Genomic DNA, 16316 nt, shown 5'->3' with positions numbered 1-16316 from the left:
AGGTACCAGCATGGTTCATTCATTGAACCTTGATTGGGTACGCTGCATTCCATGGCCCTCGGCAAGGACTACGCCCAGCAGCAGTGCTCCATCGCCCGCGCCCTCGAAGTCGTCGGCGAGCGCTGGACCCTGCTCGTCGTCCGCGACGCCTTCTACGGCGTACGCCGCTACAACGACTTCCTCGTCCACCTCGGCGCCCCCCGCGCCGTCCTCGCCGCCCGGCTCCAGGCCCTCGTCGAGGCCGGCGTCCTCGACCGGCGGCGCTACCGGGAATCACCGCCGCGCGACGAGTACGTGCTGACCGGACGCGGCCTCGCCCTCTGGCCCGTCCTGCGCTCGCTCGGCGCCTGGGGCCGGGCCGAGCTCCCCGGAGCCGTAGCGGTACGCCACTTCCACCACGCCGACTGCGGCACCGAACTCGGCGCGTACGGCGAATGCCCGGCCTGCCGCGTCCCCGTCCCTCCCGCCGACGTCGAGATGCGGCCCGGCGCCGGGCTCGACCGGGACCCTGCGGACCCCGTCAGCCGTGCCCTCCTGGCGCCTCGCCGGCTCCTCACCCCGCTGCAGCCGGGGCAGGAGCCTTCGTAGCGGGGCCGCGAGCCCGCATCCGGCCAGGACCCGCATCCGGCCAGGACCCGCACCAGGCCAGGAGTCCGCATCCGGCCGCGAGCCCCCGCGGCTGGGCGACGCGGGAGATGAGAAGTGCCGATTTCCTCCCGGTCGCGGGAACTTCCGGATCGTTCCGCACGTCCTCTCGGTGAGACACCGCGCGGCGGTCGAGAGGGGGTGCGGAGATGACGACCAGAAGCCTGGTCCTGCGCGTCCTCGCGCCGCTCTTCTTCCTCCTCGCCCTCGCCGATCTCCTCCTCTCCGACGGCGCCGGCGTCTCCGCCGCCGTCGCCCTCGCCGCGACCACCGTCGTCTGCGCCCTGTTCGGAGCCCGTACGGCCCCGGCCGTACCGCCCACCGCCGTCCGCACCGCCATCCGCGACCGCGAGCGGCGCACCGCCTTCCTGCCCCAGCGCGATCCCGACGCCGCGGGGCGTCGCAGACCCCGCGCTCCCGGCCGTCCCCTCCCGACGGCCGCGTAGGGAGCCTTTCGCGCACCGCACAGGCGCGCACCCCGTGAGACGCGCACCCGAGAGGTGCGCACCCTCCCGGGTGCGACGCTCAGGGGCGCACCCCGCACCGGACACCCTTCACGCGGATCCGTCATGCCGAGAAACACCATCTCCCCGGCACGACGAGACCCCATGGAGGGCTCCCCTTGTCCGTCATCCTTTCCGCCTTCGGCTCCCTGGTCGAGCGGCTCGCCGACCTGCTCCAGCCGCTCTTCGCGACCACCGCCACGGCCGCCGCGATCGTCCTCTTCACGATGCTCGTGCGCCTCGCGATCCACCCGCTGTCCCGGGCCTCGGCCCGCGGTCAGAAGGCGCGCACCCGGATCGCGCCGGAGCTCGCCGCGCTCCGCAAGAAGCACGCCAAGAACCCCGAGCGGCTGCGGAAGGCGACGATGGAGCTGCACGCTCGGGAGAAGGTGTCGCCGTTCGCCGGCATCCTGCCCAGCCTGCTCCAGGCGCCCGCGTTCCTGCTCATGTACCACCTGTTCTCCGGCGACCGCATGACCGGGCACACCCTGCTCGCCGCTCCGCTCGGCGACCACTGGGCCGACGCCCTCGCCCACGGCGGTGTCCTCGGTCCGGCCGGGCGGGTCTACCTCGTCCTCTTCGCGCTCGTCGCGGCCGTGGCCACGTTCACGTACCGGCGCACCAAGGCCCAGCTCGCCGCCCAGCCCCTCGACCTCGGGCAGCCCACGCCGGGCGCGGGAGCCATCGCCAAGGTGATGCCGCTGCTCTCCTTCGCGACCCTGATCACGGTCGCCGTCGTCCCCCTCGCCGCCGCCCTCTACGTCGTGACCAGCACCACCTGGACCGCCGTCGAGCGGGCCTTCCTCTTCCGGGACCAGGGCCGGAAGGAGGGCACCGCACCGCTTGCTACTCGCGCGTAAGGGTCCAGTGGCTGAACGGGGTCTTGCAGAGTGACCCGTTGTCTTGGAGGATCGACCAATCCTCCGATGGCCGCACTCCATCGGCCGGGGTACCTCAGGGCCCTTCCCGGGCCCGCCTCGACCACAGGGAGAAGTCCATGAAGCTGCTGCGTGTCGGCCCGCCCGGAGCCGAGCGTCCCGCCCTGCTCGACCAGGAGGGGACGCTTCGCGACCTGTCCGCGCTGGTCGACGACATCGACGGCAGTCTGCTCGCCGACGGCTCCGCCCTGGACCGGGTGCGAGCCGCCGCCGGCGCGGGAGTGCTGCCCGCGCTCGACGTCACCGGGCTGCGCGTCGGCCCGCCCGTCGGGCGGATCGGCAAGGTCGTGTGCATCGGGCTGAACTATCACGGGCACGCCGCCGAGACCGGCCAGGCCACCCCCGCCGAGCCCGTCGTCTTCCTCAAGGCCGCCGACACCGTCGTCGGCCCGGACGACACGGTGCTCGTACCGCGCGGCTCGGTGAAGACCGACTGGGAGGTGGAGCTCGCCATCGTCATCGGCCGCACCGCCCGCTACCTGGAGACCGACGAGGAGGCGCTCGCGCACGTCGCCGGGTACGCCGTGGCCCACGACGTGTCCGAGCGCGAGTTCCAGATCGAGCGCGGCGGCACCTGGGACAAGGGCAAGAACTGCGAGACCTTCAACCCGCTCGGCCCCTGGCTGGTCACCGCCGACGAGGTGCCCGACCCGCAGGCGCTCGGCCTGCGGCTCTGGGTCAACGGCGAGCTCAAGCAGGACGGTCACACCTCGGACCAGATCTTCCCGGTCGCGGAGGTCGTCCGGTACGTCAGCCGGTTCATGACCCTCCACCCCGGCGACATCATCAACACCGGCACGCCCGCGGGTGTCGCGATGGGGCAGCCGGAGCCCAAGCCGTACCTGCGCCCGGGTGACGTCGTCGAGCTGGAGGTCGACGGGCTCGGCCGGCAGCGGCAGGAGCTCAAGGGCGCCTGATCCCGCCCGGCACACCCTTCCTCGCACCCTTCCTCGGGAGAACGGCGGCGCCCCGCGCGGGGCGCCGCCGCTCTCCGTCGTCAGCCCGCGGCGGAGGCGGGCGAGCCGCCGATCAAGCGCTCCAGCGCCTCGACGACCATGGCGTGGTCCTCGGCCTGCGGAAGCCCCGAGACCGTGACCGAGCCGATCACGCCCGCACCCTCGACCGCGAGGGGGAACGCGCCGCCGTGCGCCGCGTACCGGTCGGGGTCGAGGCGCGAGGACTCCTCGAACGTCGTCCCCTTGGCGCGGAACCGGGCCCCGACCAGGAACGAGCTCACGCCGTACCGCTCGACGACCCGTCGCTTGCGGTCGATCCAGGCGTCGTTGTCCGCACTGGAACCGGGCAGCGCGCAGTGGAACAGCTGCTGGGGCCCGCGCCGGATGTCGATCGCCACCGGCGCCTCCCGCTCGCGCGCCATGCCGACGAGCAGGGTGCCGAGCGTCCAGGCGTCCTCGTACGTGAACCGGGGGAGGACCAGCCGGGCTTCCTGGGCCTCCAGCTCGCTCACCTCCCGGTCGTTCACAGCGCCACCGTGATTCCCTCGCGGGCGGACCGCTTCGCCGCCTCCAGGACATCGAGCGCGGCCGCGGCCTCGTGCGCCGTGACCGGGTTCTCGCCGGTGCCGCGCAGGGCGTCGGCGACGGCCGCGTAGTACGCCGGGTAGTCGCCCGGCAGGGACTCGACCGGGGTGCCGCCACCGGTCAGCGGGGACTCGCCGGAGCCGAGCCGGCCCGACAGCTCCTTCGGCTCCACGCCCCACACCGCGCCCGGCACGGGCCGCAGGCCCTCGCGCAGGGCGGCCTCCTGGGGGTCGAGCCCGTACTTCACGAAGCCCGCGCGCTGCCCGAGCACCCGGAAGCGGGGGCCGAGCTGGGCGGTGGTGGCGCTGACGTACAGGTGGGAGCGGACACCGTTCGCGTGGGTGAGCGCGAGGAAGGTGTCGTCGTCGGCCTCGGCTCCCGGCCGGCGCACGTCCGACTCGGCGTACACCGAGACCACCGGGCCGAAGAGGACGAGGGCCTGGTCGACGACATGGCTGCCGAGGTCGTAGAGCAGCCCGCCGATCTCCGCGGGCGCGCCGGACTCGCGCCAGCCGCCCTTGGGGAGCGGACGCCAGCGCTCGAAGCGGGACTCGAAGCGCTGGACCTCGCCGAGCGCGCCCTCGTCGACGAGCCGGCGCAGGGTGAGGAAGTCGTTGTCCCAGCGGCGGTTCTGGAAGACGGAGAGCAGCAGGCCCCGCTCCTCGGCGAGGGCGGCGAGGGCCCGGGCCTCGACGGCGGTCCCGGCCAGCGGCTTGTCGACGACGACCGGGAGACCGGCTTCCAGGGCGGCCGTGGCGATCTCGACGTGCGTCTTGTTGGGGGAGGCGACGACGATGAGATCGAGTGCGTCGGCCGCTCCGTCCTCCCACAGCTCCTCGGGGGTGGCGACGACCCGGACGCCGGGGTGGGCGGCGCGGGCCTCGGCGGCCCGCTCGGGGTTGCCGGTGGTGACGGCGGCGAGGGTGAGGTCCTCGGAGGCGGCGATCAGCGGGGCGTGGAAGACGGAGCCCGCGAGGCCGTAGCCGACGAGTCCGACGCGGAGGGGGGTGCGGGGGGAGGTGCCCGTCGTGGCGGGGCCGGTGGGGCCCGCGCCGGTCATGTCGGTGCCAGTCATGCCCCTCACTTAAGCAACGGTGTTGCCAAAGTGCAAGCGACAGCGACAATGGGCGGGTGAAGACGGACCTGGGTGGAGTGAACGTGCCGGCACTGCGCAGCCACAACGCGGCGCTCGTGCTCGACCTGTTGCGTGTGGCGGGCGAGACCGGGATCAGCCGTCTGGAGCTGGCCGAGCGGACCGGGCTCACCCCGCAGGCCGTCAGCAAGATCACCGCACGGCTGCGGACCGAGGGCCTCGCCACGGAGGCCGGACACCGCGCCTCGACCGGCGGCAAGCCGCGCACGGTCCTGCGGCTCGTCCCCTCCGCCGGGTACGCCGTCGGCGTCCACCTCGACCGCGACGAGCTGACGACCCTCCTCACCGACCTCGCCGGCACGGTCGTCGCCCTCCGCCGACGCGCCCTGGACCTGGGGGAGGGCGCCGGCCCGGTCCTGGACGCGGTGACGGAGGAGGTGCGGGAGCTCCTGGCCGAAGCGGCCCCGCCCGGCGCCGTCCTCGGGGCCGGGGTCGCCATGCCGGGCCCGCTGGACCACCGGGCGGGGGTGCCGGGCCGGGTGACCGGCTTCCCCGCATGGGAGGGCCACCCCGTCCGCGAGGAGCTGGCCGGGCGCCTCGGGCTGCCCGTCGTCCTCGACAAGGACACCAACGCCGCCGCTCTCGGCCTCGCCCTGCGCCCCGCCGCCCCCGACTCCTTCGCCTATGTCCACCTCGGTACGGGGCTCGGCGCGGGACTCGTCCTCGGCGGGGCGCCGCTGCGGGGCGACAGGACGGGGGCGGGCGAACTCGGCCACCAGACCGTGCAGCTCGACGGACCCCCGTGCGACTGCGGCGGGCGCGGCTGCCTGGAGGTCCTGTGTCTGGCGGCCGTCGCGCGCGGCGACACGGCCGGGGCCGCGCGCATCCTCGGCGCGGGCGCGGCCAACCTCGTACGGCTGCTCGACATCGACCAGGTGCTGCTGGGCGGCCGGGTGGTCCTCGCGGCGCCGGAGGGGTACGCGGCCGGGGTGCGGGAGGTCCTGGCCGGACTGGGCCTGACGGCGCCGGTGGAGGTGGCGGGGGAGCGGGACGCGGTGGCGGTGGGGGCGGCCTGGCTGGTCCTCGCGCCGGTCTTCGGCGCCTAGATCTCTTCCGGATCCTGCCGGTCGGGCCCGCGTCGTCCGGTGCCGGAGTCTCCCCAGGCCGTCAGGCGAAGGGTCTCCCCAGGCCGTCAGGCGAGCAGGCGAGCAAGCAAGCAGACAGGCGGGTCGGCGGACACGCGGGAACGCAAGCACGCGGGAACGCAAGCACGCGGCGAAGTACGACAGTAGGAAAGTAGGCCGATCGGGCGGATCGGCCAGGCCGTTCGGGGGGTGCGCCCGGCGTCGCTCCCCGGCCCGCCCGCCCCCGCGTGGCAGCGTCGCGGCCGACCCGTACGCCCGCGAGCAGCAAAGGCCCTCCGCCCATGGCAACCACCCCCCCGCGACCGCGCGGCACCCGCGCCGCCCTGACGACGGCGGCCGCCCTGGCCGCCGCCGCGACGGCCCATCTGGCGGGCGCCGCACCGGCCCTGTCGGTACCGGCCCTGTCGTCCCCGGCCTCGCCGGCCGGCCCGTGGGCACCCGCGCCCCCGGCCCCCCACGCCCCCGCGCCCGATCCCCCCGCCCCCACCTGCGGCACCCCCACCGGCTCCGCCTTCCCCCTCGACACCCGGATCCACGGCGGCCCCGCCGACTACCCGGCCGGCGGGTCCTTCCAGGAGTGGAAGCTCGACCTCACCAACACCACCGACGCGCCCTGCTCCGGAGTCCACCCCGTGCTCGTCCTCGCGGACCGGGGGCGGGTGCTGCGGCCGGAGCAGATCCGCTTCGAGTTCTACGACGAGGTGGGCGCGCGCTGGCGGCCGGTGACCTTCGAGGCGACCGATGAGGCGGAGAACGTGGGCGTGTTCACCGGCCCCGACGGCCCCGACGGCTCCGCAGACCCCGACGGCCCCGACGGCCCCGACGGCTCCGCGGACCCGGGCGGCTCCGGCAGGTCCGACGGCTCCGACCTCCTCGGCGGCTTCGGCGGCTTCGCCGTCCCCGCGGGCCGGACCCTCACCGTGCCCGTACGGCTCGCCTTCCGCGCGGAGGCCGCTCCCGGCGACGTCGTCGTGAACGCCGCCGTCGTGCAGCGCCGGGGCATCGACGGCGACTGGGTCGGCGAGTCCGGCGACTACCGCCTCACCATCGGTCCCGCCCGGCCCGCGGACCCGGGAGACCCCGTACCTGACACATCCGGCGCGCCCGACCCCTCCGGGTCTCCCGCGCCCGCGTCCCGGCCGCCGGGCTCCCCCCGGGACCAGGAAGCCCCCGTGGCCGCCGACCTCGGCAACGAACTCGCGCGCACGGGACGGCAGTCGAAGGAGTACGCCCTGCTCCTCGCCCCGGTCGCCGTCGCGCTCGTGCTCCTCGGCGTCGTCCTCGTCCGCGCCCACCGCCGCCCGCGGCACCGCTGAGCCATGCCACGTACACCTTCCCGTTCATCCCCGTCTGCGACCATCCCCCGGTGACCTACCAGAACACCCCCGGCGCCCCCGTCAACTCCGGCGTCCCGGAGCACGGCCGCGTGCCCAAGTACTACGCCGTCAAGGCGAAACTCGCCCTGATGGTCGACGAGTTGGGGGAGGGCGGGCTACTGCCCACCGAGCGCGACCTCGCCGTCCGGTACGAGGTGTCCCGCGAGACCGTCCGGCAGGCGCTGCGCGAACTCCTCCTGGAGGGGCGGCTGCGCCGCCGGGGCCGGGGCACGGTCGTCGCGGGCCCGAAGCTCGAACAGCCCCTCTCGCTCGCCAGCTACACGGAGGGCGTGCGCCGGCAGGGCCGCCGCCCCGGCCGCAGCCTCATCTCGCTCGACCGTTTCCCCTGCCCGGAGGCGCTCGCCCCCGAGGTCGGCGCCGAACGCGGCGAGCCCGTCTGGCACATGGAGCGCGTCCTGCTCGCCGACGACGAGCGGGTCGGTCTGGAGAGCACGTACGTCTCCGAGGCCCGTGCCCCGCGACTGGACACCGAGTTCGACCCGGACTCCTCCTTCTACGCCTACCTCCACGACCACCTCGGCATCTCGTTCGGCGACGCCGACGAGCGCATCGAGACGGTGCTCGCCACCCCCCGTGAGGCCCTGCTGATCGGCACCCCGCCGGCGCTTCCGATGCTGCTGCTCCACCGTGTGTCCCGGGACACCTCGGGGCGGCCCCTGGAGCGGGTCCGCACCCTCTACCGGGGGGACAGGTTCAGCTTCACCGCGCATCTGGGGGAGCAGGGCTGAGTCCCCCCGTACGGGGCGGTCTCTGCGGTGTCGGGGCGGGCCGGACCGGCACGGACCCGGAGGCTCGGATCACGAGAAGGTAACGGGTCTGGTCCAAGCTTGTCGGTCCGTTCACCGTCCCGTCGTCCACCCGCCCCGTCCGGGACACCCGCCGCCACGACCGTCGACGTCATGAAGGTGATCGTCGTAGGAGCCGGCGTGGTGGGAACCATGCACGCCTGGCAGGCAGTGGAACGCGGCCACGAGGTCGTACACATCGAGCGCGAGACCGAAGCGCGCGGGGCGTCCCTCCGCAACTTCGGGCAGATCTGGGTGAGCGGACGGGCGGGCGGAGAGGAACTGGACACCGCCCTGCGCGCCCGCGAACTCTGGGAGGGCATCGGGGCCCGGGTCCCCGGGATCGGCTTCCGGGCCAACGGCTCCCTCACCCCCGTACGGAACGAGCTGGAGCTCGCCGTCGCCGAGGCCGCCCTGGCCCGCCCCGACGCCGCCGCCCGCGGCTACGAGCTGCTCACGCCCGCCGAGGCCCTCGCGGTCAACCCGGCCCTGCGCGGCGCGTTCGCCAAGGGCGGGGCCCAGGCCGCGCTCCGGTGCGAGCGGGACGCGGCCGTCGAACCACGCCTCGCGCAACTCGCCCTCCGCGAGGCCCTCCTGGCCACCGGGAAGTACACCTTCCTGCCGAACCGCGAGGTCCGGGACGTCGTCGGAGAGAACGCCGTCCGCGACGACCGCGGCGAGGTCCACACCGGCGACGCCGTCGTCCTGTGCACCGGCGCCTGGCTCTCCGGACTCGTCCGCGAGATCGCCGGCGAGATACCCGTCCGCCGGGTCAGGCTCCAGATGATGCAGACCGAACCCCTCGGCGAGCCCCTCACCACCTCCGTCGCCGACGCGGACTCCTTCCGCTACTACCCGGCCTACGCCTCCGAGGCCCTCGACGCCCTCAAGGCCGGACAGCCGCAGGACCCGACCGCCGCCGCCCACGGGATGCAGCTGCTCATGGTGCAGCGCCTCGACGGCGGACTGACCATCGGCGACACCCACGAGTACGAGCACCCCTTCGCCTTCGACACCCTCGAAGACCCCTACGAGCACCTCACCCGCGTCGTCGAGTCCTTCCTCGGCCGCCCGCTGCCGAAGATCAGACGCCGCTGGGCCGGGGTGTACGCGCAGTGCGTCGACACCGGCCGGGTCGTGCACCGCCAGCGGGTCCGCGACGGCGTGTGGCTGGTGACCGGGCCCGGCGGCCGCGGCATGACCTGCTCGCCCGCCATCGCCGAGACGACCGCGAACGAACTGGGCTGGTGAACACCGTGAACGATCTCGACCTCGTCGTCCTGGACATGGCCGGCACCACCGTCGCCGACGGCGGCCTCGTCGAGCGGGCCTTCACCGCCGCCGCCGAACGCCTCGGCGAAGACCCCGCCACGATGATCGACTACGTCCGCGCCACCATGGGCGAGTCCAAGATCTCCGTCTTCCGCCACCTCCTCGGCGGCGACGAGACCCGCGCCCGGCAGGCCAACACCGCCTTCGAGGAGGCCTACGGAGAACTCGTCACCGGCGGCCTGATCGCCCCCGTCCCCGGCGCGGCCGAGGCGATCGCCGAGCTGAAGGAGGACGGCAGGACCGTCGTCCTCACCACCGGCTTCGCCCGGGTCACCCAGGACGCCATCCTCGACGCCCTCGGCTGGCGCGACCTCGTCGGCCTCACCCTCTGCCCGGCCGACGCCGGCGGCCGGGGCCGCCCGTACCCCGACATGGTCCTCGCGGCCCTCCTCCGCACCGGAGCCGTCGACGACGTCCGGCGGATCGCCGTCGCGGGCGACACCTCGTACGACATGCTCAGCGGCGTCCGCTCCGGCGCCGGGACCGTCGCGGGCGTCCTGACGGGCGCGCACGACGAGGCGGCGCTCAGGGCGCACGGCGCGACGCACGTCCTGGCCTCGGTCGCCGAACTCCCCGCGCTGATCAGGGAGTCCGACGCATGACCAGCGGCATCCGCTTCGACGCCGTGTCCGTCGCGTACGGCGGCACCACCGTCCTCGACCGCCTCGACCTGACCGTCGAGCCCGGCGAGGTGATGGCCCTCCTCGGGCCCTCGGGCTCCGGCAAGACCACCGCGCTGCGGGCCGTCGCGGGCTTCGTGCGGCCGGCCGCCGGGCGGGTGTTCATCGGCGACCGTGACGTCACCGGCCTCCCGCCGTACAAGCGGGGGATCGGGATGGTCGTCCAGCAGTACGCCCTCTTCCCGCACCTGCGGGTCGAGGCCAACGTCGCCTTCGGCCTGAAGGCGCGGAAGACGCCGAAGGGAGAGATCCCCGGCCGGGTCGCCGAGGCCCTGGAGATGACCGGCATGGCCGCCTACGCCCACCGGTACCCCCGGGAGCTCTCCGGCGGCCAGCAGCAGCGCGTCGCCATCGCGCGGGCGCTCGCCATCCGGCCCGAGGTCCTCCTCCTCGACGAGCCGCTGTCCGCGCTCGACGCCCGGCTGCGCTCCGGAATGCTGGCCGAACTCGCCCGGCTGCACCGCGAGTTGCCCGAGGTGTCGATCCTGTACGTCACCCACGACCAGGTCGAGGCGCTGACCCTCGCGGACCGCATCGCCGTCATGGACAGGGCCCGGCTCCAGGACTGCGGCACCCCGCAGGACCTGTACCGCAGACCGCGTACGGAGTTCACCGCCTCGTTCGTCGGCAACGCCAACCTGCTGCCGGTGACCGTCGGCACGGGCGGGGTCGCCTTCGGGGAGACCGAGCTGAAGGTCGCCACCGACGGCGTGACCCCCGGCGCGGGCGCCACCCTCTGCGTACGGCCCCACCTGGTCGGACTCGGCGACGGCCCGAACGCGCTGCGGGGCCGGATCGCCGAGGTCCAGTGGCGGGGCTCCACCCACCGGCTGTACGTGGAGGTGGACGGACACCGGGTGAAGGCCGACGTACGGGAGCTGCGGGAGACGCCACCGCTCGGGGCCGAGGTCACGCTGCACTTCGCGCCCGACGACGCGGTGCTGCTCGCAGCGGGGGTGTCGGATGGCTAGCGCCGTGGGCGCCGCCGCCCCGGCCGGACGGGCGCCCACGAGGAGGCGCACCACCCCCGTCTGGGTCTGGGCCCTTCCCCCCGTCGCCGTCCTCGCGCTCGTCTTCCTCTATCCGCTGGCCCTCGTCGTCCAGGAGTCCCTGGCCCCCGGCGCCTACACCGACGTCCTCGCCTCCGCGTCCTTCCGCGAGGCCCTCGGCACCACGGTGTGGCTCGCCGTCGCCTCCACCGCGGGCTGTCTGGTCCTCGGCTTCGTGCTCGCGGTCGTGATCGCGTTCGTGCCGTTCCCCGGCGGGAAGGCGGTGGCGAAGTTCATCGACGTCTTCCTCTCCTTCCCGTCCTTCCTGATCACCCTCGCCCTGCTCTTCCTCTACGGCACGGTCGGGATGGCCAACGGCCTCTGGACCGACGTCACCGGCGACCCCGCGGGGCCGTTCCGGTTCCTGACCACCCCGTGGGGCGTGCTGCTCGCCGAGATCACGTACTTCACCCCGTTCGTGGTGCGGCCGCTGCTCGCCGCCTTCTCGCAGATGGAGACGGCCCAGCTGGAGGTCGCCTCCTCGCTCGGCGCCCGGCCCCTGCGGATCGTCCGGCAGGTGATCCTGCCGGAGGCGCTGCCCGCGCTCGCCGCCGGCGGCAGCCTCGTCCTCGTCCTGTGCCTCAACGAGTTCGGGATCGTCCTCTTCACCGGAGCCAAGGGTGTGACGACCCTCCCGATGCTCGTCTACGGCAAGGCGATCCTCGAATCGGACTACGCCGCCGCGTGTGTCGTCGCCGTCGTCAACGTCGCCCTCTCCGTGGGCCTCTACGCCCTCTACCGGGGGGTGAGCCGCCGTGCTGGTGCATAGCCGTACGGGCAGGTGGACGGCCTGGATCGTGTTCGCCGTCCTCTTCGTCCCGCTCTTCGCCCTCCCGCTCCTCGTCATCGTCGCCGCCTCGTTCTCCACGAACTGGTCCGGCGCCCTCCCCTCGGGACCGACCACCGCGCACTACGCGGCGGCCGTCCGCGGCGAGTCCCTCCAAGCCCTCACCACCAGCCTGGTCACCGCCGTCACCGCGAGCCTGATCGCGCTGACCGTCGGCACCTGGGCCGCGCTCGCCGGGGCCGCGCTCGGCAGGAAGGGCAAGAGGGTCCTCGACGCCCTGTTCATGCTGCCGGTCGCCGTACCGTCCGTGGTCGTCGGCCTCGCCGTCCTCGTCGCCTACTCGCAGCCGCCGGTCCTCCTCAACGGCACCCGCTGGATCGTGATCCTCGCGCACACCGTCCTCGTCACGGCCTTCGCCCACCAGTCGGTCTCGGCCGCGATCGAGCGGCTCGACCCGATGTACGAGCAGGCGGCGGCCGGCCTCGGCGCCCGCCCCTCGTACGTCCTGCTCCGGGTGCGGCTCCCGCTCCTGCTGCCGTCCCTGAACGCGGCCGCCGGACTCTGCTTCGCCCTCTCCATGGGAGAGCTGAGCGCCACGATGATGCTCTATCCGCCGGACTGGATGCCGCTCCCGGTGCTCGTCTTCACCGCCACCGACCGTGGCTCCCTGTTCACCGGCTCGGCGCTCGCCGTGGTCCTCATGACCGCCACCCTGCTCGTCCTGCTCGCCGTCTCCCGTATCCGCAACCGAGCTTCCTTCCGCTAGGGGATGTCCGGACAGGACACCCCCCGCAACCTCCAGGAGAGAACGACGCCATGCGCATGTACGCCAAGCCGATCGCCGCCGTCACCGGCTCCCTCGTCCTCGCCGTGGGCCTCACCGCCTGCGGCGGTTCCTCCGCCGCCTCCGACGAGAAGACCGTCACCGTCTACAGCGCCGACGGCCTCAAGGGCGAGGCGGGCGACGGCTGGTACGACAAGGTCTTCGCCGACTTCGAGAAGAAGACCGGAATCAAGGTCGAGTACGTCGAGGGCGGCTCCGGGGAGATGGTGCAGCGCGCCCTCCGCGAGAAGAGCAACACCCAGGCCGACGTCATCGTGACCCTGCCGCCCTTCATCCAGCAGGCCGGCTCGAAGGGGCTGCTGCAGAAGTACACCCCGCAGGGCGCCGACCAGGTCGGCGGCGGCGACAAGGCGAGCGACGGCACCTGGACCTCCGTCGTCAACAACTACTTCGGCTTCGTCCACAACAGGAAGGAGCTGCCGGCCGCCCCGAAGAGCTGGGAGGAACTGCTCGACGCGAAGTTCGAGAACAGGATCCAGTACTCCACCCCGGGAGTCGCGGGCGACGGCACCGCCGTCCTCATCAAGGCGATGCACGACTTCGGCGGCCGGGAGCCGGCCATGGAGTACCTGAAGAAGCTCCAGGCCAACAACGTCGGCCCGTCCTCCTCCACCTCCAAGCTCGCCCCCAAGGTGGACAAGGGCGAACTCCTCGTCGCCAACGGCGATGTGCAGATGAACTTCGCCCAGTCCAAGTCCATGCCGAACCTGGGGATCTGGTTCCCGGCCAGGGGCACGGGCAGGCCCACCACCTTCGCCCTGCCGTACGCGGCCGGCCTGGTGAACAAGGCCCCGCACGGCGAGAACGGCAAGAAGCTCCTCGACTTCATGCTCAGCGAGGGCGCCCAGCGCGAGGTCAGCGCGATCGGCGGCGGCTTCCCGGCCCGCAAGGACGTCAGGCCCACCGACGCCAACGCCATCGAACTCGCCAAGCTCCTGGAGGGCGTCGAGGTCTTCGAGCCGGACTGGGCGGACATCGACAAGAACCTCACGACGTACGTCGACGCGTGGAAGTCCGCGACCGGAAGCTGACCGGAAGCCAAGAGTTCACCGTACGACTCTGGAAAGCCCCGGAACATCGCGGAAAGATAACGGGTACGAACCAACGCCCCTGAGAGATCAGGGGCGTTGGCGTGCGTCCCCGCCCCCTTCCCCCTCTGACGGAGGACTCCGACATGCCGAACACCGGCATCTCCCGCCGCACCGTGCTCGCCGCCGCCGGTGCCACCGCGGCCGTCGCCGCCACCGGTATCGCCACCGCCCCCGCGGCGACGGCCGCCGCCGCGCCCACACTCCCCAACGGCACCAGCAAGGACAAGGTCCTCGTCGTCGGCATGGACGGCCTGCGGTACGACCGGATCGACGCCGCCAAGGCCCCGCACCTCAAGTCCCTCATGACGAACGGCACGTACGGCCGCTCCCTGCTCTACGCCAACCCCATGGCCGCCACCTCCTCCGGCCCCGGCTGGTCCACGATCTCCACCGGCGTCTGGCCCGACAAGCACGGCGTGAAGGACAACACCTTCGCCGGCAAGAACTACGGCCGGTACCCCGGCTTCCTCGCCCGCCTGCACCAGGTCCGCCCCGAGCTCTCGCTCTTCGCCGCCGTCGACTGGCCCGAGCTGGACACCCACGGCACGGTCACCCCCGGCGCCGACGCCAAGCTCGTCTACAACAACGACTACGTCGTCAACGACCTCGTGATCACCGACATCACCGAGGACATCCTGCGCAACCAGAACCCCGACGTCCTCTTCGTCTACTTCGGCGAGACCGACGAGATCGGCCACAACAACGGCGCCGCCAGCCCCAGGTACCTCGACGCGATCGACGTCCAGGACGGCTACCTCGGCCGGCTGCTGACCGCGATCAAGGCCCGCCCGGCCTACGCCACGGAGCGCTGGACGGTCGTCGTCACCACCGACCACGGCCACACCGACGGCGGCGGCCACGGCGGATCCTCCATCGAGGAGCGGCGCACCTTCGTCCTCGCCCAGGGCCCCGGCATCGTCGCCGGCGCCCGCCCCATCGACACCCGCCTCGTCGATGTCGCCGCGACCGTCTTCCACCAGCTCGGCATCACGCCCGACCCGTCCTGGGGCCTCGACGGCAAGCCGATCCAGCAGCGCTCCACCGACCCGTTCGACAGCCTCTACGGCTCGCTGACCGGCCGCGTCGACGAGACCGGCATCCCCGCCGGAGTCCTCGGCTTCACCCGCACCCCGCCCAGCGGCTGGTCGGTCGTCAACAACGCCATGGGCACCGGCGGAGTGACCGAGTGGCGCGGCTGGTCCTTCGCCACCGACGAGTTCTGGTCCCGCTCGCAGCGCGACCAGTCCCGTGAGCTCAATGTGCGCGCCCGGGGCGTGTTCGCCGTCGCCGACTCCGACGAGTGGGCCGACAAGACCTTCTCCGGTCCGTACGACTCGACCCTGGTCACCCCGGCGTACGGGGTCTCCGGCGCCTCCTCGGTCACCCTCGACTTCACCACCTTCTACCGCCAGGAGGGCGCCCAGACCGCCCAGGTCCTGGCGAGCTTCAACGGCGGTACCCCGACCCCGGTCAAGAGCTACACGGCCGACGCCGTCTCCCAGCCCCAGTCGCTCACGGTCGCCGTCCCCGCCGGCGCCTCCAGCGTGAGCTTCCGCTTCCGCTACACCGGTGCCAACAACTGGTACTGGACGATCGACGGGGTCAAGGTCACGGCTTCCTGATTAGGCTGGGGGCGTCGCCACAGCGCTGTCGCGGCGTCCCCAGCACACCGCACGTTTGTACGGCAGGAGTCCCGCACCCATGGCAGAGCGCAAGCCGATCGAATCCTGGCTGACCGACATGGACGGCGTCCTCATCCATGAGGGCGTGCCGATCCCCGGCGCCGACGCGTTCATCAAGAAGCTGCGGGAGACCGGGAAGCCCTTCCTGGTCCTGACCAACAACTCGATGTACACGGCCCGCGACCTGCACGCCCGGCTCGCCCGGATGGGTCTCGAAGTGCCCGTCGAGAACATCTGGACCTCGGCCCTCGCCACCGCCAAGTTCCTCGACGACCAGCGCCCCGGCGGCACCGCGTACGTCATCGGCGAGGCGGGTCTCACCACCGCGCTGCACGACATCGGCTACGTCCTCACCGACCACGACCCCGACTACGTGGTGCTCGGCGAGACCCGTACGTACTCCTTCGAGGCGATGACGAAGGCCGTCCGCCTGATCAACGCCGGCGCCCGCTTCATCTGCACCAACCCCGACGAGACCGGCCCGTCCCTCGAAGGCCCGCTGCCGGCCACCGGCTCCGTCGCCGCGCTGATCACGAAGGCCACCGGCAAGGACCCGTACTTCGCCGGCAAGCCGAACCCGCTCATGATGCGCACCGGCCTCAACGCCATCGGCGCCCACTCCGAGTCCAGCGCCATGATCGGCGACCGGATGGACACCGACATCCTGGCCGGACTGGAGGCGGGCATGCAGACCTTCCTGGTGCTGACCGGGCTGACGTCCCAGGCGGAGATCGACCGCTTCCCGTTCCGCCCGTCCAAGATCGTCGACTCGATCGCGGACATCGTCGACCGCGTGTAGCGGCC

The 16316-nt window shown here is 73.1% G+C and carries 17 protein-coding genes; 15 read left to right on the top strand and 2 right to left on the bottom strand.

The annotated features are described in order from the left end of the window. The first annotated feature begins 51 nt into the window (after positions 1-51). From IE311_RS02370 to IE311_RS02355, 4 genes are all read left to right on the top strand, one after another. Complete coding sequence (locus tag IE311_RS02370; protein WP_189829794.1) at positions 52-588, top strand: winged helix-turn-helix transcriptional regulator; 537 nt, start codon at positions 52-54, stop codon at positions 586-588. Positions 589-794: 206 nt separating this feature from the next. Further along, entirely contained in the window at positions 795-1091 is a 297-nt protein-coding gene (locus IE311_RS02365) for a DUF6412 domain-containing protein (RefSeq protein WP_189829793.1), read from the top strand. Positions 1092-1267: 176 nt separating this feature from the next. Further along, positions 1268-2008, top strand: coding sequence for a YidC/Oxa1 family membrane protein insertase (locus IE311_RS02360; RefSeq protein ID WP_189829792.1), 741 nt, complete (start codon positions 1268-1270; stop codon positions 2006-2008). 137 nt (positions 2009-2145) lie between these two features. Then, positions 2146-3003, top strand: coding sequence for a fumarylacetoacetate hydrolase family protein (locus tag IE311_RS02355; RefSeq protein ID WP_189829791.1), 858 nt, complete (start codon positions 2146-2148; stop codon positions 3001-3003). Between the two features lie 80 nt (positions 3004-3083). On the opposite strand, the gene IE311_RS02350 is transcribed toward IE311_RS02355, so the two are convergent. Together IE311_RS02350 and IE311_RS02345 are read right to left on the bottom strand one after the other, a co-directional pair. Continuing rightward, entirely contained in the window at positions 3084-3569 is a 486-nt protein-coding gene (locus IE311_RS02350; RefSeq protein WP_189829790.1) for a heme-degrading domain-containing protein, read from the bottom strand. Further along, complete coding sequence (locus IE311_RS02345) at positions 3566-4687, bottom strand: Gfo/Idh/MocA family protein (RefSeq protein ID WP_189829934.1); 1122 nt, start codon at positions 4685-4687, stop codon at positions 3566-3568. Before IE311_RS02345 ends, IE311_RS02350 begins: the two co-directional genes overlap by 4 nt. Before the next feature lie 71 nt (positions 4688-4758). Here IE311_RS02345 and IE311_RS02340 point away from each other — a divergent pair, with 71 nt between their 5' ends. The 11 genes from IE311_RS02340 to IE311_RS02290 all read left to right on the top strand — a co-directional run bounded on the left by IE311_RS02340 (position 4759) and on the right by IE311_RS02290 (position 16311). Continuing rightward, entirely contained in the window at positions 4759-5826 is a 1068-nt protein-coding gene (locus IE311_RS02340; RefSeq protein WP_229901664.1) for an ROK family transcriptional regulator, read from the top strand. A 320-nt stretch (positions 5827-6146) separates the two neighbouring features. Beyond that, on the top strand, positions 6147-7181 hold the full coding sequence (locus IE311_RS02335) for a hypothetical protein (RefSeq protein ID WP_189829789.1): 1035 nt from the start codon (positions 6147-6149) through the stop codon (positions 7179-7181). A 50-nt stretch (positions 7182-7231) separates the two neighbouring features. Beyond that, on the top strand, positions 7232-7990 hold the full coding sequence (locus IE311_RS02330; RefSeq protein WP_189829788.1) for a GntR family transcriptional regulator: 759 nt from the start codon (positions 7232-7234) through the stop codon (positions 7988-7990). 171 nt (positions 7991-8161) lie between these two features. After that, positions 8162-9298, top strand: coding sequence for a TIGR03364 family FAD-dependent oxidoreductase (locus tag IE311_RS02325; protein ID WP_189829787.1), 1137 nt, complete (start codon positions 8162-8164; stop codon positions 9296-9298). Continuing rightward, complete coding sequence (locus tag IE311_RS02320) at positions 9295-9981, top strand: phosphonatase-like hydrolase (protein WP_373313726.1); 687 nt, start codon at positions 9295-9297, stop codon at positions 9979-9981. The genes IE311_RS02325 and IE311_RS02320 overlap by 4 nt, the downstream gene beginning before the upstream one ends. Further along, entirely contained in the window at positions 9978-11030 is a 1053-nt protein-coding gene (locus IE311_RS02315) for an ABC transporter ATP-binding protein (RefSeq protein WP_189829786.1), read from the top strand. Before IE311_RS02320 ends, IE311_RS02315 begins: the two co-directional genes overlap by 4 nt. Beyond that, positions 11023-11877, top strand: coding sequence for a 2-aminoethylphosphonate ABC transporter permease subunit (locus tag IE311_RS02310; protein ID WP_189829785.1), 855 nt, complete (start codon positions 11023-11025; stop codon positions 11875-11877). The genes IE311_RS02315 and IE311_RS02310 overlap by 8 nt, the downstream gene beginning before the upstream one ends. After that, a complete protein-coding gene (locus IE311_RS02305; RefSeq protein WP_189829784.1) occupies positions 11864-12661 on the top strand; it encodes an ABC transporter permease in 798 nt (265 codons plus the stop codon). The genes IE311_RS02310 and IE311_RS02305 overlap by 14 nt, the downstream gene beginning before the upstream one ends. 50 nt (positions 12662-12711) lie before the next feature. Further along, the gene (locus tag IE311_RS02300) at positions 12712-13770 is read left to right on the top strand and encodes a 2-aminoethylphosphonate ABC transporter substrate-binding protein (RefSeq protein ID WP_189829783.1); all 1059 of its coding nucleotides are present in this window, start codon (positions 12712-12714) and stop codon (positions 13768-13770) included. 143 nt (positions 13771-13913) lie between these two features. Then, positions 13914-15452, top strand: coding sequence for an alkaline phosphatase family protein (locus tag IE311_RS02295; RefSeq protein ID WP_189829782.1), 1539 nt, complete (start codon positions 13914-13916; stop codon positions 15450-15452). 79 nt (positions 15453-15531) lie between these two features. Further along, a complete protein-coding gene (locus tag IE311_RS02290; RefSeq protein WP_189829781.1) occupies positions 15532-16311 on the top strand; it encodes an HAD-IIA family hydrolase in 780 nt (259 codons plus the stop codon). Positions 16312-16316: the final 5 nt, after the last annotated feature.

This window comes from Streptomyces zaomyceticus, assembly GCF_014656215.1.
GTDB lineage: Bacteria > Actinomycetota > Actinomycetes > Streptomycetales > Streptomycetaceae > Streptomyces > Streptomyces zaomyceticus.
This window is presented reverse-complemented; position numbering and strand designations above follow the sequence as displayed.

Excerpts from the sequence above, each read along its gene's own strand:
- IE311_RS02315 (WP_189829786.1), top strand. The coding sequence starts at position 9,978 with ATGACCAGCGGCATCCGCTTCGACGCCGTGTCCGTCGCGTACGGCGGC.
- IE311_RS02355 (WP_189829791.1), top strand. The coding sequence starts at position 2,146 with ATGAAGCTGCTGCGTGTCGGCCCGCCCGGAGCCGAGCGTCCCGCCCTG.
- IE311_RS02295 (WP_189829782.1), top strand. The coding sequence starts at position 13,914 with ATGCCGAACACCGGCATCTCCCGCCGCACCGTGCTCGCCGCCGCCGGT.
- IE311_RS02325 (WP_189829787.1), top strand. The coding sequence starts at position 8,162 with ATGAAGGTGATCGTCGTAGGAGCCGGCGTGGTGGGAACCATGCACGCC.
- IE311_RS02310 (WP_189829785.1), top strand. The coding sequence starts at position 11,023 with ATGGCTAGCGCCGTGGGCGCCGCCGCCCCGGCCGGACGGGCGCCCACG.
- IE311_RS02365 (WP_189829793.1), top strand. The coding sequence starts at position 795 with ATGACGACCAGAAGCCTGGTCCTGCGCGTCCTCGCGCCGCTCTTCTTC.
- IE311_RS02300 (WP_189829783.1), top strand. The coding sequence starts at position 12,712 with ATGCGCATGTACGCCAAGCCGATCGCCGCCGTCACCGGCTCCCTCGTC.
- IE311_RS02370 (WP_189829794.1), top strand. The coding sequence starts at position 52 with ATGGCCCTCGGCAAGGACTACGCCCAGCAGCAGTGCTCCATCGCCCGC.
- IE311_RS02290 (WP_189829781.1), top strand. The coding sequence starts at position 15,532 with ATGGCAGAGCGCAAGCCGATCGAATCCTGGCTGACCGACATGGACGGC.
- IE311_RS02335 (WP_189829789.1), top strand. The coding sequence starts at position 6,147 with ATGGCAACCACCCCCCCGCGACCGCGCGGCACCCGCGCCGCCCTGACG.
- IE311_RS02345 (WP_189829934.1), bottom strand. The coding sequence starts at position 4,687 with ATGACCGGCGCGGGCCCCACCGGCCCCGCCACGACGGGCACCTCCCCC.